At 73.6% G+C, this 17,923-nt stretch carries 18 protein-coding genes; 11 read left to right on the top strand and 7 right to left on the bottom strand.

The features are described from left to right. Window positions 1–86 precede the first annotated feature (86 nt). The 6 genes from AB0J57_RS19360 to istB all read left to right on the top strand — a co-directional run bounded on the left by AB0J57_RS19360 (window position 87) and on the right by istB (window position 6,759). Window positions 87–479, top strand: coding sequence for a lipocalin-like domain-containing protein (locus tag AB0J57_RS19360; protein WP_366129424.1), 393 nt, complete (start codon window positions 87–89; stop codon window positions 477–479). 69 nt (window positions 480–548) lie between these two features. Next, window positions 549–1,424: a fumarylacetoacetate hydrolase family protein gene (locus AB0J57_RS19355; protein WP_366129423.1), complete on the top strand. Its 876-nt coding sequence runs from the start codon at window positions 549–551 to the stop codon at window positions 1,422–1,424. Window positions 1,425–1,442: 18 nt separating this feature from the next. Beyond that, window positions 1,443–2,363 carry a VOC family protein gene (locus tag AB0J57_RS19350; RefSeq protein WP_366129422.1) on the top strand — a complete coding sequence of 307 codons (921 nt, stop codon included), beginning with the start codon at window positions 1,443–1,445 and terminating at the stop codon, window positions 2,361–2,363. A gap of 14 nt (window positions 2,364–2,377) precedes the next feature. Then, entirely contained in the window at window positions 2,378–4,021 is a 1,644-nt protein-coding gene (locus AB0J57_RS19345) for a bifunctional 3-(3-hydroxy-phenyl)propionate/3-hydroxycinnamic acid hydroxylase (protein WP_366129421.1), read from the top strand. A 40-nt stretch (window positions 4,022–4,061) separates the two neighbouring features. Next, entirely contained in the window at window positions 4,062–5,378 is a 1,317-nt protein-coding gene (locus tag AB0J57_RS19340) for a helix-turn-helix domain-containing protein (protein WP_366129420.1), read from the top strand. A 187-nt stretch (window positions 5,379–5,565) separates the two neighbouring features. Continuing rightward, window positions 5,566–6,759: an IS21-like element helper ATPase IstB gene (istB, locus tag AB0J57_RS19335; protein ID WP_366129419.1), complete on the top strand. Its 1,194-nt coding sequence runs from the start codon at window positions 5,566–5,568 to the stop codon at window positions 6,757–6,759. Here istB and AB0J57_RS19330 read toward each other — a convergent pair. Then, on the bottom strand, window positions 6,749–7,162 hold the full coding sequence (locus AB0J57_RS19330) for an organic hydroperoxide resistance protein (protein WP_366129418.1): 414 nt from the start codon (window positions 7,160–7,162) through the stop codon (window positions 6,749–6,751). The genes istB and AB0J57_RS19330 overlap by 11 nt on opposite strands. A gap of 101 nt (window positions 7,163–7,263) precedes the next feature. On the opposite strand from AB0J57_RS19330, the gene AB0J57_RS19325 reads away from it, so the two are divergent. Beyond that, window positions 7,264–7,758 carry a MarR family transcriptional regulator gene (locus tag AB0J57_RS19325; RefSeq protein ID WP_366129417.1) on the top strand — a complete coding sequence of 165 codons (495 nt, stop codon included), beginning with the start codon at window positions 7,264–7,266 and terminating at the stop codon, window positions 7,756–7,758. Between the two features lie 15 nt (window positions 7,759–7,773). Here AB0J57_RS19325 and AB0J57_RS19320 read toward each other — a convergent pair whose 3' ends face one another. From AB0J57_RS19320 to AB0J57_RS19300, 5 genes are all read right to left on the bottom strand, one after another. Beyond that, window positions 7,774–9,096, bottom strand: coding sequence for a carboxyl transferase domain-containing protein (locus tag AB0J57_RS19320; protein ID WP_366129416.1), 1,323 nt, complete (start codon window positions 9,094–9,096; stop codon window positions 7,774–7,776). After that, a complete protein-coding gene (locus AB0J57_RS19315; RefSeq protein ID WP_366129415.1) occupies window positions 9,089–10,537 on the bottom strand; it encodes an acyl-CoA synthetase in 1,449 nt (482 codons plus the stop codon). The genes AB0J57_RS19320 and AB0J57_RS19315 overlap by 8 nt, the downstream gene beginning before the upstream one ends. Window positions 10,538–10,750: 213 nt before the next feature. Further along, a complete protein-coding gene (locus tag AB0J57_RS19310; protein WP_366129414.1) occupies window positions 10,751–12,196 on the bottom strand; it encodes a GAF domain-containing protein in 1,446 nt (481 codons plus the stop codon). A 27-nt stretch (window positions 12,197–12,223) separates the two neighbouring features. After that, window positions 12,224–13,267 carry a rod shape-determining protein gene (locus AB0J57_RS19305; protein WP_366129413.1) on the bottom strand — a complete coding sequence of 348 codons (1,044 nt, stop codon included), beginning with the start codon at window positions 13,265–13,267 and terminating at the stop codon, window positions 12,224–12,226. Window positions 13,268–13,371: 104 nt separating this feature from the next. Next, on the bottom strand, window positions 13,372–13,959 hold the full coding sequence (locus AB0J57_RS19300) for a hypothetical protein (RefSeq protein WP_366129412.1): 588 nt from the start codon (window positions 13,957–13,959) through the stop codon (window positions 13,372–13,374). Between the two features lie 121 nt (window positions 13,960–14,080). Here AB0J57_RS19300 and AB0J57_RS19295 point away from each other — a divergent pair, with 121 nt between their 5' ends. Beyond that, complete coding sequence (locus tag AB0J57_RS19295) at window positions 14,081–14,899, top strand: hypothetical protein (RefSeq protein WP_366129411.1); 819 nt, start codon at window positions 14,081–14,083, stop codon at window positions 14,897–14,899. Window positions 14,900–14,948: 49 nt separating this feature from the next. On the opposite strand, the gene AB0J57_RS19290 is transcribed toward AB0J57_RS19295, so the two are convergent. Beyond that, entirely contained in the window at window positions 14,949–15,383 is a 435-nt protein-coding gene (locus AB0J57_RS19290; protein ID WP_366129410.1) for a MarR family transcriptional regulator, read from the bottom strand. 103 nt (window positions 15,384–15,486) lie between these two features. On the opposite strand from AB0J57_RS19290, the gene AB0J57_RS19285 reads away from it, so the two are divergent. The 3 genes from AB0J57_RS19285 to AB0J57_RS19275 all read left to right on the top strand — a co-directional run bounded on the left by AB0J57_RS19285 (window position 15,487) and on the right by AB0J57_RS19275 (window position 17,899). After that, window positions 15,487–16,506: an NADP-dependent oxidoreductase gene (locus tag AB0J57_RS19285; protein WP_366129409.1), complete on the top strand. Its 1,020-nt coding sequence runs from the start codon at window positions 15,487–15,489 to the stop codon at window positions 16,504–16,506. Between the two features lie 66 nt (window positions 16,507–16,572). Next, on the top strand, window positions 16,573–16,998 hold the full coding sequence (locus AB0J57_RS19280) for an organic hydroperoxide resistance protein (RefSeq protein ID WP_366129408.1): 426 nt from the start codon (window positions 16,573–16,575) through the stop codon (window positions 16,996–16,998). Window positions 16,999–17,110: 112 nt separating this feature from the next. Next, window positions 17,111–17,899 (top strand): EI24 domain-containing protein, encoded by a 789-nt coding sequence (locus AB0J57_RS19275; RefSeq protein WP_366129407.1) that lies wholly within the window; start codon window positions 17,111–17,113, stop codon window positions 17,897–17,899. The last annotated feature ends 24 nt before the right edge of the window (window positions 17,900–17,923 follow it).

Below are 17,923 nucleotides of genomic sequence, written 5' to 3'. Positions count from 1 at the left end.
GTGTCCTTTTGGCCTTGCGGACCGAGAGCCGCAGCCGGGCGCGCGGGTTGACTCGTGCCACATTCCGAGTGACGGGTGAGGCATCGATGGACGACCTGATTGGCGCGTGGGTCCTCAAGGAGTTCTCGGCCGGACGCGAAGGCGGGATCACCCGGCCCCTCGGCGAGCGGCCCGGCGGGGTGCTGCTGTACACGGCGGGCGGCTGGATGAGCGCCCTGCTGACGGCGGACCCGGCTCTGCCGGGTGGGGCCGCCGGTGTGCCGGGGGAGCCGGGAGGGACCGTGGCGTACGCCGGGCGGTGGGAGCGGACCGCGAACGGGGCGGTGCTCCATCACGTCGAGGCCAGCCACCACTCCCCGTGGGCGGGAGTGACCCTGGAGCGCGCCGTCCGTCTGAGGGGCGACGACCTGGAGTTGAGCGCCCTCACGGCGAAGGGCTCCCGGCTGCTCATGCGCTGGTGCCGGGCCTCGGACCGATAGCCCCGCACGCGAATCTCTCAGCCCCCTTTCCCAAGACTTTCCCAAGCCCGACTCCCGCGGAGGTGTGCCATGCGCACAGCCAATCTCGATGGCCGACTCGTGCTCGTCGACGACGACGGTGCCGTGGACGTGCACGATGCCAGCGGCGGACTGTTCCCGTCCGACCCGCAGGCCGTGTTCGACCGCTGGGCCGAGTTCCTGGACTGGGCCCGGTCGCCCGGGACGGCCGGCCACGCGCGCGTACCGTTCGAGGAGCGGCGGCTCGGCGCCCCGGTGCCGCGGCCGCGACAGGTCTTCGCCGTCGCGCTGAACTACTCCGACCACGTGGCGGAGTCGGGGTTCGACACCCCGGCCCAGCCGTCCGTCTTCACGAAGTACCCCACGTCCCTCGCCGGTCCCTACGACACGATCGCGCTGCCCAGCGCGCTCGTGGACTGGGAGGTCGAGCTGGTCGCGGTGATCGGGGCCGAGGCGCACCGGGTCGCGGCGGCGGACGCGTGGCGCCACGTGGCCGGGCTCACGCTCGGCCAGGACCTGTCCGAGCGCCGGATCCAGTTGCAGGGACCGGCGCCGCAGTTCGCGCTGGGCAAGTCGTTCCCCGGGTTCAGCCCGACCGGTCCGGTGCTGGTGACCCCCGACGAGTTCGACGACCCCGATGACCTCGCCCTGGGCTGCGCGGTCGACGGGGAGACCATGCAGGAGTCCCGCACCAGCCGGATGATCTTCTCCGTGGCCGAGCAGATCGCCTGGATCTCCCGGATCTGCCCGCTCCTGCCCGGCGACCTGGTCTTCACCGGCACCCCGGCCGGTGTCGGCGGCGCCCGCGACCCGCGACGGTTCCTCGCCCCCGGTGAGGAGCTGCATAGCTGGATCGACGGCATCGGCTCCCTCCGCAACCCGCTGGTCGCCGGCCCCGGCCACCCCGACGGCCCCCACGCACTCTGACCCCCGAAGGAGCCTGCCATGGCCCTGCACCGCCTCGCCCGCATCACCATGGGCGTGCCCGAAGTCGACGCGACCGCCGCCTATTACGCCGACTTCGGCCTCACCGACCTCGGCGGCGGCCGTTTCGCCTCCACCGACGGAGGCGAGCAGTTGAAGATCGTCCACGCCGCCCGCCGCCGTCTGGAGGAACTGGTCGTCGCCGCCGACGACCCGGACGACCTGGGCCGCATCAGCGCCGCCCTGGGCAAGCTGGAGGTGCCCTTCGTCCGCGACACCCACGCCCTGCGCGCGGTGGACCCCGGCACCGAGGTCACCGTCACCGTCGAGGTCCAGCCCCGCGTCGTCCAGCCCGCGCCCGCCCCGGTCCCGTACAACTCACCGGGACGCCCCGAGCGGCCCGACGTCCGCGCTCCGGGCGTGCTCCGCGAGGGCGCCGTGCGACCGCGCAGGCTGGGGCACGTGGTGCTCGGGTCGACCGACCAGGAGGCGTCGCAGCGGTTCTTCACCGAGGGGCTGGGCTTCAAGGTGAGCGACCTCGTGCCCGGCGCGGCGTTCCTGCGCTGCTCGACCGACCACCACAACGTCCTGGTCCAGCAGGCCCCGATCGCGTTCCTGCACCACTCCTCCTGGCAGGTGGACGACGTCGACGAGGTCGGCCGCGGCGCCACCCGGATGCTGGAAGGCCGCCCGGAACGGCATGTGTGGGGGCTGGGCCGGCACCACCTGGGCTCCAACTTCTTCTGGTACCTCAAGGACCCGGCCGGCAACTTCTCCGAGTACTTCGCCGACATGGACTGCATCGTCGACGACCAGTTGTGGACCCCGCGCGTATGGGAGGACGTCCGCGCCCTCTACAACTGGGGCCCGCCCGTGCCGCCCTCCTTCCTCCACCCCGAAGACCTCGCCGCGCTGATGACCGGCTCCCACGACGCAGGCTGACGCGGAGGAACGAAATGCAAAACGCATACGACTACGACGTGCTGGTCGTCGGCGCGGGTCCCGTCGGGCTCACCACGGCCATCCAGCTCGGCTCGCGCGGCCGCCGGGTCGGCGTCGTCGAACGCTGGCCCGAGCCCTACCCACTGCCGCGCGCGGTGGTCTTCGACCACGAGGTCGCCCGCATCCTGGCCTCACTCGGGCCGGCCGACGTGCTGCCCACGCTCAGCGAGCCCGCCGAGGACTACGAGTGGCGCAACGGCGAGGGTCAGACCCTGCTGCGCCTCGCCTTCGACGACACCAGCCACTCCGGCTGGCCGTTCATGAACGTCTTCACCCAGCCCCGCCTCGAAGCCGCCCTGGAGGACCACGCCCGCGCCCTGCCCGGCGTCGACATCCTGCGCGGCTGGGAAGCCGTGGACATCGACGAGCGGCCGGCCGCCGTGCACCTGACCGTGGCGGCGAGCGCCGGGGACGAGCCGCTGCTCCGCGACGGGGTCCGTGAGCGCCGCACGCTGCGTGCGGCGTACGTCGTCGGCTGCGACGGCGCGAACAGCTTCGTACGGTCCCGCATGCGCACCTCGATCACCGACCTCGGGTTCCAGTACGACTGGCTCGTCCTCGACGTCGTCCCGCACGACCGGGACCGGGTGTGGTCGCCCCGCAACCTCCAGGTCTGCGATCCGGCGCGGCCCAGCACGGTCGTCTCCGGCGGACCGGGCCGCCGCCGCTGGGAGTTCATGCGGCTGCCCGGCGAGACGATCGCCGAGCTCAACCGGGCGGACACCGCGTGGAAGCTCCTCGCGCCGTGGGACCTGCACCCCGGAAACGCCACGCTGGAACGCCACGCCGTCTACACCTTCCAGGCCCGGTGGGCCGACTCCTGGCGCGAAGGGCGCCTGCTGCTGGCCGGTGACGCCGCCCACCAGATGCCGCCGTTCGCCGGCCAGGGCATGTGCTCGGGCATCAGGGACGCCGCCAACCTGACGTGGAAGCTGGACCTCGTGCTGTCCGGAAGCGCCGACGAGGCGCTGCTGGACACGTACACCACCGAGCGGTCCCAGCACCTGCGGCACGCCATCGAGCTCTCCGTCCACCTGGGCCGGATCATCTGCGAGCCGGACCCGGCCGCCGCGGCGGAGCGCGACGCCCGGATGCTCGCCGACCAGCGGGCCCGGCGCGACCCGCTGGCCGGCATGCCGCCGCAGACCCTCACCGGCGGGCTGCTCGCCCGCGGCGCCGACGGCGCCCCGCAGGAACCGGCGGGCCGGCTCGGCCGGCAGGGACGGGTGTGCCACCAGGGCCGTACGGGCCTGTTCGACCAGGTCGTCGGCACCGGCCTGACACTGCTCGCGACGGGCGACCCCCGTGGCGTGCTCGACGACGAAACCCGCGCCCGGTGCGAGCGGCTCGGCATCCGCCTGCTGACGGTCACCGGCGACCCCACGGCCGACGGCCCGGCCGATGTCGTCGACCTGGACGGCACCTACCGTTCGTACCTGGGCGGGATGGGCCAACAGGCTCTGCTCCTGCGCCCCGACCACTACGTCTTCGGCGGCGCCGCCCGCATGGAGGACGTACCCGGCCTGGTGGCGGCGTTCTGCGACCAGCTCTCCATGGGCACGCTCGCTGGCCGGGCCGCCGCCGACGTGATCACCTGACGGTAGCGGTACGCGACAGAGGGATGGGAGGGCACGGCTCGTGACCCGGCAATGGATCCTGCGGCTTCGTCCCGACCCGCGTCGGGAGGTCCACCCCGTACTCCCGGCGACGACCGGGGCGACGACCGGGGCGGCGGCGCGGGCCCTCGGCGCGGGCCCGGTCGGGTGGGCGGTGCGGACCGCCGACGCCATGGCGGCCGAGATCCTCGAACAGGTCCCCGAGCACGGTGGTGGCCCGTCCGCTGTGACGACCCTGCGGCGCTCCACCGAGTCGGCCGTACTGGGCGCGCTGCGGCTGCTGCTGGCCGAATCACCACCGCGCCTGGTCACGCTGACCGACGAAACGGCGGAGGGATGCCGCGAGTTCGCCCGCCGCGGCATCCCCCTCGACCGGGTCCTGCGCGGTGTGAGGCTCGGGCACGCGCGGCTGGCGCACGACCTGGCGGCCGCCATCGAGGAACACGTACCGGACGACATGCGCCTGGCGGAGCTGCGGCGCGTCAGCGACCTGCTGTTCACCTACGCCGACGCACACGCCAGTCTGATGGCCGAGGAGTACATCGCCGAACGGGACCGCTGGCGCGGCAGCGACGAGGCCGCCCGCCGCGCGGTCGTCGACGACCTGCTCGCCGGACGCCCGGTCGACGCCGGGGCCGCCACGCGCCGGCTGCGCTACGACCTCTCCCGTACCCATGTCGCGGCCGTGCTGTGGTGCGACGACGACACGGGGGCCACCGTGCCCGCCGCGCAGCGGCTGCACCGTACGGCGACGGCGATGGCCCGCGTCATCGGCTCGGCCGGAATGCTGCTGATCGCGGCCGGTGACACGAGTGCGTGGGCGTGGTTCGCCCTCGCCGGCGAAGACGCCCCCGACCGGGCCGAGCGGCTCAGGGCGGGGGTCGAGGCCCCGCACGGGGTGCGCGTCGCCCTCGGCCCGGCGGCGCAGGGCCCCCAGGGGATGCGCCGCAGTCACCTGTGCGCCCTCCAGGCCCAGCGCGTCGCCCTCCTCGCGGCCGGTGACGACTGGCTGTTCGACTACCGCCACCACCGGCTGGTGGCCCTGGCGACCGCGCAGCCCGAACAGGCACGCTGGTTCGTCCAGGACGTCCTCGGCCCGCTCGCCTCCGAGGGCGCCCGGATGCGGGAGCTGCGCGAAACACTGCGCGTCTACATCGACGAGGAGCGCGGTCTGAAGGCGGCCGCCGAGCGCCTTCACGTCGCCCGCAACACCGTCACCTACCGCGTCAAGCGCGCGGAGGAGCTCCTCCCCGCGTCATCCGCGCCGCGCAGCACCCTGGAACTGCGCATGGCACTGGAGATGGCGCAGACGGCCCCCTGGCCGGGTGACCTCAACTGATGTGTACGCATGGCGACTTGTAGCCATGCGCGGTCCGTCGCAGGCTGCTCCGCGGCACGTTCGCCTTGCCCCCGCTGTCAGGAGGACCTGTCCTACTGGAATTCTATTAATCCCAACGAGTGGCTCGAATTCAGATTGTCGGCGGCCACGCACAAGAATGACGAACCTCCCGGCCGTTGGAGGTCTCGTGTCCCGTCCCACCTCGTCCCCGTCGAACATGACCACCCTGGGGTGCGCCCTGTTCGCCACCCGGTGGCTTCAAGCGCCGCTGTACTTCGGGCTGGTGGCCGCGCAGGGCGTGTACGTCTACAAGTTCTTCAACGAGTTGTGGCACCTCATCCACCACGTCATCAGCGGGCACGCGGACGAGACGCACGTGATGCTCGCGGTGCTCAAGCTGGTCGACGTGGTGATGATCGCCAATCTGCTGATCATGGTGATCGTCGGCGGGTACGAGACCTTCGTCTCCCGGATCGGCCTCCAGGGGCACCGCGACCAGCCCGAGTGGCTGTCGCACGTCAACTCCAACGTGCTGAAGGTCAAGCTGGCGACCGCCATCGTCGGGATCTCCTCGGTGCACCTGCTCCAGATGTTCGTCGACGTCCACCACACGCCCCGGCACGACCTGCTCTGGGGGACGGTCATCCACATGGCGTTCATCGCCTCCGCGGCGATCCTCGCGTACATGTCCGGGCCCATGGCCGCGCACGAGGCGAAGGTGCACACCGTGAAGGAGGCGCCGGCGGCGGTGGTCATCCCCGGGCAGCGGGACAACCGCGCGGAGGGGTCCGAGGCCGGGGCGGAGGCGCGGATCGAGGCGGCCGGGTTCCCGGCCCGGAAGGTGCTGGAGATGTTCGACGACGGGCATCTGCGGGCGCCCGGGCCGCAGGTGATCGCCCGGCTGGGGAAGGTGGACTTCGTCGAGCGGAAGGCGAACGTGGTGCTGCTCGGCGGCCCCGGCACCGGCAAGACGCACCTGGCCATCGCGCTCGGCGTACGGGCCTGTCAGGCCGGCCACCAGGTGCTGTTCGGCACCGCCGCCGAGTGGGGCGCCCGGCTCGCGGACGCCAAGGCCGCCGGGCGGTTGCGCAAGGAGCTGGCCCGGCTGGACGCGTATCCGGTGCTCGTCGTGGACGAGGTCGGCTACGTGCCCTTCGAGCCCGAGGTGGCGCACCTCTTCTTCCAGCTCGTCTCGCGCCGCTACGAGCGGGCCTCGCTGATCGTCACCAGCAACCGGCCGCTCGGCCGCTGGGACGAGGTGTTCGGCGACAGCGCGACGGCCTCCGCGACGGTGGACCGGCTGGCCCACCACGCGGAGGTCATCACGCTCGACGGCGACAGCTACCGCACGCGCCGGCTGGACATGACCGTCACTCGATGACGAGCTGGACGGGGATGTTGCCGCGCGTGGCCTTGGAGTAGGGGCAGTACGCGTGCGTCTTCTCCAGCAGGTCGCGGCCGGCCTCGCCCTGGAGGTGGTCCGGCAGCTCGACGCGCATCACGACCGCGAGGCCGAAGCCCCCGTCGGTGTCCTTGCCGATGCTGACCTCGGCGGTGACGGAGGCGTCCTTGACGTCGATCTTCTCCTGGCGGCCTATCGCGCCCATCGCGCTCGCGAAGCACGCCGCGTACCCGGCGGCGAAGAGCTGCTCGGGGTTGGTGCCCTGGCCGTTGCCGCCCAGGGCCTGGGGAAAGCCGAGCGGGAGGTCGATCTGGCCGTCGGAGCTGACGGCGCGGCCTTCGCGGCCGTTGGCGGTGGCGACTGCGGTGTAGAGCGCGTCCATGAGGGGTGTCCTCTCGCGGTGGGACTTGGTTGCGTGCCGCATTATTTGTAGCGCACTATTTAGTTGTGCACAACTGAATCGCGTCGCGTTACCCTGAGACCATGGACACACTCGGCACCGTGCGGGACGAAGACTTCCTCCGCCTCGACCACCAGATCTGCTTCTCGCTGCACGCCGCCACGCGCGCCTTCAACGGCGTCTACCGCACCGTCCTCAAGGACCTCGGCCTGACCTACCCCCAGTACCTGGTGATGCTGGTCCTCTGGGAGCACGGCGAGCTGCCCGTCAAGCAGATCGGCGAGCACCTGCGCCTCGACTCCGGCACCCTGTCGCCGCTGCTCAAGCGGCTGGAGGCGGCCGGGTACGTCGAGCGGCGGCGCAGCGCCGAGGACGAGCGGTCCGTCACCGCACGGCCCACCGCCGCCGGGACCGGGCTGCGCGAGCGGGCCCTCGGCGTGCCGCGCCGGATCGCCGCCGCGACGGGGATGCCGCTGGAGGAGGTCCGCGAGCTGCGCGCCCGCCTCGACGCACTGACCGCCGCCCTCGACGTCGCCGGGGCGGGCGTCCTGGCCGAGGACTGCGTCACGGAGGGGTGAGGGCGGGGGCGCCCGTCACACGATGCCGCGTACGATCCCCAGTTCCACCAGGTCCTGGGGGCGCAGGCGGAGCTGCTCGGCCGTGCGCGGGGCCTGGTCCGGCGGGCGCTTGAGGATGGCCGCCGCCGACTCCGGGGCGATCACCGAGAAGTAACTGTCCGGCGTGGCCCACGTGTTGCCCGGCGCCGCCAGCGCCAGCGCGCCGCCCGAGCCGCCCTCGCCGATCAGGAGCGTCGTCACCGGCACCCGCGCCCCCGCGACGGCCGCGAACGCCTCCGCGATGGCCGCCCCCGCGCCCGCCAGCTCCGCCTCCGCGTCGTTCGCGGCGCCCGGAGTGTCGACGAGGGTCAGCACCGGGACGCCGAGCCGGTCGGCGAGGCGGATCACCCGGGCGGCCGTGCGGTACCCGGCCGGCCGGGTCGCCGTGCCGCACTGCGCCACGTACGCCACCGCCCCGCCCCCGGGGCGCAGCCCCACGCCGCACAGCAGCCCCGGGTCCGTACCGCCGCAGCGGTCACCGGTGAGCGGCAGCCGGTCCGTGAAGTACGCGTCCAGGTACGCCTCCGCCCGGGGCCGCCCGGGATCGCGGGCCTGGAGCACCGCCTCCCAGCCGCTGCCGGGCAGGGGCGTGTCCGAAAGGGCGGCGGGCGGCGGGACCTCCGGGGCGGGCCCGGTGAGCGCCGCCACCCACGCCGCGACCACCCCGCGCAGCTCCTCCGGCCGTACGACCGCGTCGACGTGCCCCGCCGCCGACTGGCCCTCGGCCGTGTACGCGGCCGGGTCGGCGTCCGGCGGCCGCACCCGCGACCCGGCGAACCCGATCTGCGCCCCGGGCAGCGCCAGGATCACATCCGCGCCCGCACCCACCGTCGCCCAGCCGCCGCCGGTCGCCGGGTCGCGCAGCACTGCGATGTGCGGTACGCCCGCCTCCCGAAGCAGCACCGACTCGCGGGCCACCCGCTGGAGCTGGGTGAGCGCGACCATGCCCTCCTGCATCCGGCTGCCGCCGGTCGCGACCAGCGAGACCAGCGGGACGCGCTCCTCGCGCGCCAGCCGGTACGCCGCCTCCAGCCGGTCACCGGCCCGCTCGCCCAGGGAGCCGCCGAGGAACCCGAACTCGAAGGCCAGGACCGCGCAGCGGCGGCCGCCGACGGTCGCCGTGCCGTACACGACCGACTCCGCCTCGCCCGTGCGGTCGGCCGCGCGGGCGCGCGAAGCGCCGTAACCCTCCCAGCCCAGCGGCCCGTCGGGCGCGCACGTCCGGGCGGGCGGCGTGTGCTCCGCGAAGGAGTCGGTGACCAGCGCGATGACCTCGCGCGCCGAGCTGCGCTCAGCCATGAAGCGCCCGCTTCATGATCTTGCCCATGTCGTTGCGGGGCAGGACGTCGAGGTAGCGGACGGTCCGGGGCCGCTTGTGCGGGGCGAGCTGCGCCGCCACATGGCCGGCCAGCTCCTCCTCGGACGGGGGCCGCGAGGGGTCGGCGGGGACCACCCACGCCACGATCCGCTCGCCCAGGTCGGGGTCCGGTTCGCCGGTCACGGCCGCCTCACGCACGCCCGGGTGGTCGAGGAGGGCGTTCTCGATCTCGCCCGCGCCGATCTTGTACCCGCCGCTCTTGATCAGGTCGGTCGCCTTGCGCCCCACGATCCGTACCGACCCGTCCGCGTCCCGGACCGCCATGTCTCCGGTGCGGAACCAGGTCCCGTCGAAGGCGGCGGCCGTGGCGTCGGGGCGGTTGAGATAGCCGGTGAACAGGTTCGGGCCGCGCACCTGGATCTCGCCGACCGTCTCCCCGTCGTACGCGGTGATCTCGGCCCCGTCCTCCTCGTCCACCAGCCGCAGCTCGACCCCCCGCAGCGGCACGCCGACCGAGCCGGTGCGCGGCTCCACGTCGTCCGCCCGGACGCTGGTGTTCATGAGCGTCTCCGTCATGCCGTACCGCTCGATCACCCGCCGCCCCGTCAGCGCGGCGATCCGCTCGTGGTCGTGAAGGGGCAGCGCCGCCGAGCCGGACACCAGCAGCCGCGCGCCCGCGAGCGCCTTCGCCAACTGCGGGTCGTCGTCCAGGGCTTCGGCGATGCGGTGGTACATCGTCGGGACGCCGAACAGCATGGTCCCGCCGCCCGCCAGCTCCCGCGCCACGCCGCCGGTCGTGAACCTGCCCAGGTGGCGCACCGATCCGCCGCGCCGCAGCGGGCCCAGGACGCCCAGGATCAGCCCGTGGACGTGGAAGAGGGGCAGGGCGTGCACGAGGACGTCGTCGGACGTCCACGCCCAGGCGTCCTCCAGGGCGTCGAGCGTGGTGGCGATGGCGCGGCGGGGCAGGACGGCGCCCTTGGGCGGGCCGGTGGTGCCGGAGGTGTAGACGACGAGCGCGGCGGCCTCCGGGTCGGCCGGCTCGGCGGGCAGGGGCCCGTCCCCGGCCACGTCCGGGGTGACGTCGATCCGGGCCAAGCCCACGATGGGGTCCGGCAGTTCGTCGCCCGGCGCGGCCAGGACGAGTGCGGGCCGGCTGTCGGTGACGATGTGCGTCAGTTCCCGCTCACCCGTCTTCGGGTTGAGCGGTACGGCCGGTACGCCGGCGAGCAGCGCGGCGACCACCGCGACGGCGGTCTCCAGCGTGGGCGTGGCCCATACGGCGACGCGTTCCGCCCCGTCGAGCCGGGCGGCCAACGAGCTCGCGGCGGCGCGCAGCTCGCCGTACGTCAGCGAGCGGTCCCCGAACCGCAGCGCGGGCCGTCCGGAGCCGGCGTCCAGGGCCGGAAAGAGCGAACTCACTCGTCGTCCTCCTCGCATCGCTGCACAAGCCTGTTCATCCGTGGTCACGGGCCCCACCATTCTCCCCGCCGACGCCCGGGGGGAAGCGATGCCACCTGTGCTTTTCGCCGCAGTTCCAGCGCCGCTCATCCCGGGTACGGCCCGCCTTCGAGCACCCCTCCAGGTACCAGAACCGCGAGCGCCGCTCAGTCCGGTTCGGCGCCGTCGCACTGCTCAGTCCCGTTCGGCGTCCGCCCCGTCGTGCGGGGACTGCCACGTGACCGTCGTACCCCGGGTGCCGTCGTCCCGGGTGCCGTCGTCGGTGACCGTGAGGCGGACGCCGGGGCGGCCGTCCGGGAGGGTGGCCGTGGCGTCGACCTGGACGTCCACCGACGTCAGGCCCTCGCGGCGGTGCGCCGCCGCCAGGGCGCCGCGCAGGGCGGCGAGGAGCCGGTCGGCCACCGGCCCGGTGACCAGGGTGTCCACCGGGCCGGTGAAGTGGACCGACGGCTGGAAGCCCAGCGGCACCGCCGCGCCGCCGGTCTCGCGCAGCACCCGGCCCCGGAAGGAGCGGGGCGCCTCGGCCGGGGGCTGTTGGAGCGCGAAGATGGCCGTGCGGACCTCCTGGATGGTGGAGTCCAGCTCGTCCACCGCCCGGCCCAGCAGCTCCGCCGTCTCCGGGGCCGCCCGCCGCCGCGTGGACTCCAGCATCATCTCCGTGGCGAACAGCCGCTGCACCACCAGGTCGTGCAGGTCACGGGCGATCCGGTCGCGGTCCTCGTACACGGCGAGCCGCTCCCGGTCGGCCTGCGCGTCCGCGAGGACCAGCGCGAGCGCGGCCTGGGAGGCGAACTGCGACGCCAGCAGCCGCTCCACCGCCGTGTACGGGGGGCCGCCGCGCCGGCGCGGCAGGGCGAGGGTGCCGATGAGCTGCCCGCCGCTCTGCAACGGCAGCATCATCGACGGCCCGAACCGGGTGCGGACGTGGGTCGTCATACGCGGATCGGTGGCCGAGTCCTCGATGAAGACCGGCTCGCCGCCCAGCAGTTGGACCAGGACGGGCGAGCCCGGCTCGATCGTCGTGCCGACGAGGTCGCCCGGGTCGTGCGGCGTCGAGGCGGCGACGATCTCCATCCCGCCCTCGGTGGTGGGCTGGAGGACCACGCCCGCCGCCGCGCCGGCGAGCAGCCGGGCCCGCTCGGCGACGGTGGTCAGCGCGTCGGCGGCCGCCTCACCGGTCAGCAGCGCCGTCGTCACGGCCGCCGCGCCCTCGATCCACCGCTCGCGCTGCCGGGCCGTCTCGTACAGCCGGGCGTTGCCGATGGCGATGCCCGCCTGCGAGGCCAGGACGCGCAGCATCGCCAGGTCCTCGTCGGTGAAGGGCCCGCCGCGCTTGCCGGTGAGGCGGAGGTGCCCGAACACGTCGGTGTGGACGCGGATCGGTACGGCGAGGTCGCCCGGCTTGTCGGGCAGCGAGTCCGCCTCGCTCATGCCCACCCTGTACACGTCGGCCGGCCGGCCGCGGTCGGGGTCGGGGTCGACGACCGTGAGGGTGCCGGTCCGCGCGTCCGTCAGTTCGGCGGCGGACTCCACGATGCGCTGGAGGGTGGTGCGCAGCTCCAGGTCGGTACCGACGTTCAGTACCGCTTCGAGCAGCGCCGGGAGCCCGCCCGCGGTCACTCGGTGGTCACTCGTCCGTCACTCGCGTCACTCGGCCTCGGCGAGCGGGTCCAGCGTGAGGGGCTCGATGCGGCCCTCCAGCATGGCCCCGAGCCCCAGGACGGCGCAGATGTCGGGCCGTTCCGCGATCCGCACGGGCATCCCGGTCGCGTTGCGCAGCATCTGGTCGAGGCCGGGCAGCAGGGCGCTGCCGCCGACCATCATGATGCCGCGGTCGACGAGGTCGGCGACCAGGTCGGGCGGGCAGTCGCGCAGCACCTTCCCGATGCCGTCGAGCACGGCCGTCAGCGGGGTGTGCAGCGCCTGGCGTACGGCGGCGGTGTCGACGAGCACGGAACGGGCCAGTCCGGTCGCCACGTCCCGCCCGTGGATCTCCGTGGACGCCGGGCCGCCCGGAGTGAGGCCGTTGCCGTGCAGGGCGAGCTGGAGCGGGCGTACGGACTGGCTGGGCAGCATCAGCTCGTGCTGGTGGCGCAGGTACTGGATGACGGCGTGGTCGATGGCGTTGCCGCCGACCGGGATGCGCTCGGCGGTGACGATCGCGCCCAGCGACAGCACGGCGACCTGCGTGGTGGCCGCCCCGCACACCAGGATCATGGTGGCGGTCGGCTGCTCCACCGGCAGACCGCAGCCGACGGCCGCCGCGATCAGCGTGTCGACCAGCTCGACGCGGCGGGCGCCGAGCCCGACGAGCGTCTCGACCGTGGCGCGCTGGGCGAGCGGGTCGCTGTCGTGCGGGGTGCAGGCGGCGGCGCGCAGCATCGGCTTGCGGCGCAGTTGGCGGCGGAGCTTCTCGCCGAGGAGGTGGCGCAGCATCCGCTGGGCCATCTCGATGTCGACGACGCTGCCGCCGGAGACGGGGCGTACGACGCGGATGTAATCGGGGGTGCGGCCGGTCATCTTCTCCGCGAACTCGCCGACGGCGATCAGCGCCCCGGTACGGGTGTTGACGGCGGCGACGCTCGGCTCGTCGACGACGAGCCCGACACCCTTGACGAAGACCCGGGTCCTGGCGGCCCCCAGGTCGACGGCGACATGGCAGCGGCGCAACTGCTCGAGACTGACGGTCACGGTGCGGATCCTCCCAGGAGCGGTACGTCCTCGCATCGTGCGATCACGGGGCGTGCGGCGCGCGCCGGGGGAGCTGACGGGGTGACAGACAGGGGCCGAAGGAGCTACTTCGCGCGGAGCTGGAGGAGCCGTTGCAGCAGCCCCCACGTGAACTCCGCCACGCACGGCTGGCCGTCCGGCGGCGTGAACGCCAGCCGCCACCGCGTCGGCGCGCTGCCCTCCAGCGGGCGGGCCGGCGGGAAGGCGCGGGCCACCTCGTCGACGGTGCAGCTCCAGGGGCGCAGGTCGGCGAGCGTACGCAGCTCGGGACCGGCCGCCCCCGGGGCCCGGACGAGCCACTCGTTCCACACCGGGCCGCCGCCGGGCGCGGCCAGCACCTCGAAGCGGAGGTCCGGCCAGAGCGGCACGGGCCACAGCAGCGCGTCGCACTCCAGGTCGCCGATGGTGCGGCGGGTACGGGACTCGGGCTCGCCGAGCACGGAGCGGTAGCGGGCGAGCGCGCCGCGGGACCTGGGGGAGCGGGTCATGGCCTGCCAGCGGCGGTTGGCCTCCCGCATGTCCGCGATCGACACGCCCAGCTCGCGGCGGGCATCCTCGACGAGGCCGGGCTGGTGGTCGGCCATCCGCCGCAGCAGGACGAGCTGGAAGTCGAGCGGGCCAAATGGGGCGGAGGGCGTGCCGGCGGGCGTCATGCCGACATCCTGCCCGTTCCTCATGAATCGAGCGGCGCGCCGGGCGTTGGCCGTTTCCACACAGGATCCTCACAGGCGCGGGTATCTCCGGTGTCCCGGGGCCGCATAATCTGCGGGCGCCATGGATTACTGCCACCAGTGTCAGAGGCACCTCAACGGCGCCCTGGCCTGTGCCGGGTGCGGTACGCCTGTCGAGGAGCTTCGGCGCGACGAACCGCACGTACCCGCGGCGGAGCACGTCTACGAGCTGGACCGGGACGAGGAGCATCCGCCTGCGGGGCCTCGTCGTGCCCGTGGCCAGGCGCGCCGCGCCCAGCCCGACCGGCGGACGCGCTCGGCGGGGCGCCGGGCCCGCAGGCGGCGGGGGCGCAAGGTGCTGATCGGGGTGGTGTCCCTGATCCTGGCGGCCGGTCTGCTGAGCCTGGCAGAGCTGGCGATCGAGCACCCCGGAGAGAAGGGCGCGGCCACGGCCGTACGGCAGGAGGACCCGGCCGTGCCGGAGCCGCTGCCCGAGCAGCCGGAGGGCTCCCAGGCGCCGGACGGCCCGAGCCCGGTGAACGAACCGGTGTCGACGACCTCCGCGCCGGACGACCCCGAGGACGGCCCCGGCACCGATGGCGAGGCGTCCGGCGCCCCGTCGCGCGCGCCCGGCGCGTCCGTCCCGGGGCGCTCCGGCGAGCCGGGCACCGGCTCGTCGGCCCCGCAGCCGTCGGGCGACCCCGACGAGCCGGGCGCCCCGGACGCCCCGGCGCCGGACGAGCCCGCCCCGGCGGACCCGCCCCCGGACAACCCCGGCAACCCCGACAACCCGGACGACCCCGGAAACCCGGACGACCCGGCCCCGGACGACCCGGCCCCCAATGACCCGCCCCCGGCGGAACCGACCCCGGACCCGACACCGACCGAGTCGTGCGACTGGTTCCTGTGGTGGTGCGTCTAGCGCCCGGTCGGTAGACCCTCCGTCCGCCCCGGGATGCGCCGGCCGGCCCCTACGCCCCCTCCGCCCCCACCATCCGCCGCAGCAGGTCGCGCAGGGCGGTCCGCTCCTCCTCCGAGAGGGCGGCCAGGGGTTCGCGGGCGAAGTCGAGGGCGTCCCGGAGGCGGCGGGCCGTCGCGCGGCCCTCGTCCGTCGCGGCGGCGATCTTCACCCGGCGGTCCGCCGGGTCGGGGCGGCGCTCCACCAGGCCGCGCGCCTCCAGCCGGTCCACGATGCCGGTCACGTTCGACGGCTCGCACCGCAGCGACTGCGCGATGCGCCGCATCGGCGTGGGCTCCAGGGCGAGCAGCCCCAGGACGCGTGCCTGCGCGCCGGTCAGCGCGTGCTGCGCGGCGGCCTGCTCGTACTCCTCGTGGTAGCGGGTCACCACCGTGCCGATGAGCTCGACCACTTCGAGGGTGAGCGGGTCTGTGCGTCTGCTGGACATGCACACCAGGATACCCACTTACTTGACAACCTGAAATATCCAGGCGCATTGTTGTTTCAGGTAATGAAATAACACCTGAAGCAATCCCAGGAGGCACCGCAGCATGTCCGCTCTTCCCGCGTCCGGCCGCGAATGGCACCTCGTCGCCCGCCCGCACGGCTGGCCCAAGCCCGAGGACTTCGCCCTCCGCGAGGCGCCCGTCGCCGAGCCGGCCGAGGGCCGGATCCTCGTGCGCAACCTGCACTTCTCGGTCGACCCGTACATGCGCGGCCGCATGAACGACGTGAAGTCGTACGTGCCGCCGTTCCAGCTCGACCAGCCCATGGACGGCGGCGCCGTCGGTGAGGTCATCGCGTCCCGCGCCGAGGGCTTCGCGGTCGGCGACCACGTCCTGCACGGCCTCGGCTGGCGCGAGTACGCCGAGGTGAACGCCAAGCACGCCACCAAGGTCGACGCTTCCCTCGCCCCCCTCTCCGCCTACCTCGGCGTCCTCGGCATGACCGGCCTCACCGCCTACGCCGGCCTCTTCGACGTGGCGTCCTTCAAGGAGGGCGACGTCGTCTTCGTCTCCGGCGCGGCCGGCGCCGTCGGCAGCCAGGTCGGCCAGATGGCGAAGCTCAGGGGCGCCTCCCGGGTCATCGGCTCGGCCGGCTCCGACGAGAAGGTCAAGCTCCTCACCGAGGAGTACGGCTTCGACGCCGCCTTCAACTACAAGAACGGCCCCGTCGCCGCCCAGCTCAAGGAAGCCGCCCCGGACGGCATCGACGTCTACTTCGACAACGTCGGCGGCGAGCACCTGGAGGCCGCGATCTCCTCCTTCAACGTGCACGGCCGCGCCACCATCTGCGGCATGATCGCCCAGTACAACAGCACCGAGCCGACCCCCGCGCCGCGCAACCTCGCCCTGGTCATCGGCAAGCGGCTGCGCCTCCAGGGCATGCTCGTGAACGACCACCGCGAGCTCCAGCCGCAGTTCGTCAAGGAGGTCGCCGGCTGGCTGGCCTCCGGCGAGCTCAAGTACCGGGAGACCGTCGTCGAGGGCATGGAGAACGGCGTCGAGGCGTTCCTCGGCATGCTGCGCGGTGAGAACACCGGAAAGATGATCGTTTCGCTCACCCGATAGGCTCACCTCCAGTCCGCCGCGATCGTGGGCGCGAGTCGCGGCGCATCACAGGAGGAAACCTCTTACATGTCGATCCAGCAGTCCGACGTCCTGTACACCGCCGTCGCCACCGCCGAGAACGGGCGTGACGGCCGCGTCGCCACCAACGACGGCAAGCTCGACGTCGTCGTGAACCCGCCCAAGGAGATGGGCGGGTCCGGCGAGGGCACCAACCCCGAGCAGCTCTTCGCCGCCGGTTACAGCGCCTGCTTCCAGGGTGCGCTCGGTGTCGTCGCCCGCCAGGAGGGCGCCGACATCTCGGGCTCGACGGTCACCGCCGAGGTCGGTATCGGCAAGAACGCCGAGGGCTTCGGGATCATCGTCAAGATCTCCGCGAAGATCCCGAACGTGAGCGCCGCCACCGCCAAGGAGCTCGTCGAGAAGGCCCACCAGGTCTGCCCGTACTCCAAGGCCACCCGCGGCAACATCACGGTCGACCTCGACGTCGCCTGATCACGCGCCTCGACGCGCTCCCACGTGCGCGTACGCGCCGGAGGGCCGCACCCACCCCGGGTGCGGCCCTCCGCCCGTCCGGCAGGGCCGGACGTCCCGATAGGGTGCACCCATGCGTGATCTCGGGGTGGGCTTCGGCTACGTGATGAAGGGTCAGCGCTGGGTCGGCCGGCACGGCCGGTGGTTCGGGTTCGGGCTGCTGCCCGGACTGGTCACCCTGGTGCTGTACGCGGCCGCGCTGGCCGGTCTGGCGTACGGCGCGGACGACCTGACCGCGTGGGCGACGCCCTTCGCGGACGACTGGTCCTCGCCCTGGCAGGGCGTCTTCCGCGGCTTCCTGACCGCGCTGCTCTTCGCCTTCGGCCTGTTCCTGGCCGTCGTCACCTTCACCGCCGTCACCCTCCTCGTCGGCCAGCCCTTCTACGAGTCGCTCTCCGAGGAGGTCGACCGCACCGAGGGCGGCGACGTGCCGGAGTCCGGCCTGCCGCTCTGGCGCGAGCTGTGGATCTCCGCCCGCGACAGCCTGCGCGTCCTCGTGCGCGTCGCGCTGTACGGCGTCGTCCTCTTCGCGCTCGGCTTCATCCCCGTCGTCGGCCAGACCCTCGTCCCCGTGCTCGGCTTCTGCGTCTCCGGCTTCTTCCTGGCGGAGGAGCTCACGGCGGTGGCGCTCCAGCGTCGTGGCGTCGAGCTCAAGGAGCGGCTCGCGATGCTGCGCGGCCGCCGGATGCTCACCCTGGGCTTCGGCGTCCCGCTGACCGTCGCCTTCCTGGTGCCGTTCGTCGCGGTGTTCCTGATGCCGGGCGCCGTCGCGGGCGCGACGCTGCTGGTCCGCGACCTGGAGGCGCCGCAGGACGCGCCCGCCGACGTGGACGGCGACGCCATCGGGACCCCGCGCGCCTGAGCTGTTCGCCGTCGCCGTCATCAC

The organism is Streptomyces sp. NPDC049837, from assembly GCF_040674455.1.
In the GTDB taxonomy this organism is placed as follows: domain Bacteria; phylum Actinomycetota; class Actinomycetes; order Streptomycetales; family Streptomycetaceae; genus Streptomyces.
This window is presented reverse-complemented; position numbering and strand designations above follow the sequence as displayed.

What these genes read in the sequence shown, in the direction of transcription:
- AB0J57_RS19320 (WP_366129416.1), bottom strand. Translation starts at nt 9,096, where the DNA reads ATGGCTGAGCGCAGCTCGGCGCGCGAGGTCATCGCGCTGGTCACCGAC.
- AB0J57_RS19295 (WP_366129411.1), top strand. Translation starts at nt 14,081, where the DNA reads ATGGATTACTGCCACCAGTGTCAGAGGCACCTCAACGGCGCCCTGGCC.
- AB0J57_RS19300 (WP_366129412.1), bottom strand. Translation starts at nt 13,959, where the DNA reads ATGACGCCCGCCGGCACGCCCTCCGCCCCATTTGGCCCGCTCGACTTC.
- AB0J57_RS19325 (WP_366129417.1), top strand. Translation starts at nt 7,264, where the DNA reads ATGGACACACTCGGCACCGTGCGGGACGAAGACTTCCTCCGCCTCGAC.
- AB0J57_RS19345 (WP_366129421.1), top strand. Translation starts at nt 2,378, where the DNA reads ATGCAAAACGCATACGACTACGACGTGCTGGTCGTCGGCGCGGGTCCC.
- AB0J57_RS19360 (WP_366129424.1), top strand. Translation starts at nt 87, where the DNA reads ATGGACGACCTGATTGGCGCGTGGGTCCTCAAGGAGTTCTCGGCCGGA.
- AB0J57_RS19330 (WP_366129418.1), bottom strand. Translation starts at nt 7,162, where the DNA reads ATGGACGCGCTCTACACCGCAGTCGCCACCGCCAACGGCCGCGAAGGC.
- AB0J57_RS19275 (WP_366129407.1), top strand. Translation starts at nt 17,111, where the DNA reads ATGCGTGATCTCGGGGTGGGCTTCGGCTACGTGATGAAGGGTCAGCGC.
- AB0J57_RS19355 (WP_366129423.1), top strand. Translation starts at nt 549, where the DNA reads ATGCGCACAGCCAATCTCGATGGCCGACTCGTGCTCGTCGACGACGAC.
- AB0J57_RS19285 (WP_366129409.1), top strand. Translation starts at nt 15,487, where the DNA reads ATGTCCGCTCTTCCCGCGTCCGGCCGCGAATGGCACCTCGTCGCCCGC.
- AB0J57_RS19350 (WP_366129422.1), top strand. Translation starts at nt 1,443, where the DNA reads ATGGCCCTGCACCGCCTCGCCCGCATCACCATGGGCGTGCCCGAAGTC.
- AB0J57_RS19290 (WP_366129410.1), bottom strand. Translation starts at nt 15,383, where the DNA reads ATGTCCAGCAGACGCACAGACCCGCTCACCCTCGAAGTGGTCGAGCTC.
- AB0J57_RS19280 (WP_366129408.1), top strand. Translation starts at nt 16,573, where the DNA reads ATGTCGATCCAGCAGTCCGACGTCCTGTACACCGCCGTCGCCACCGCC.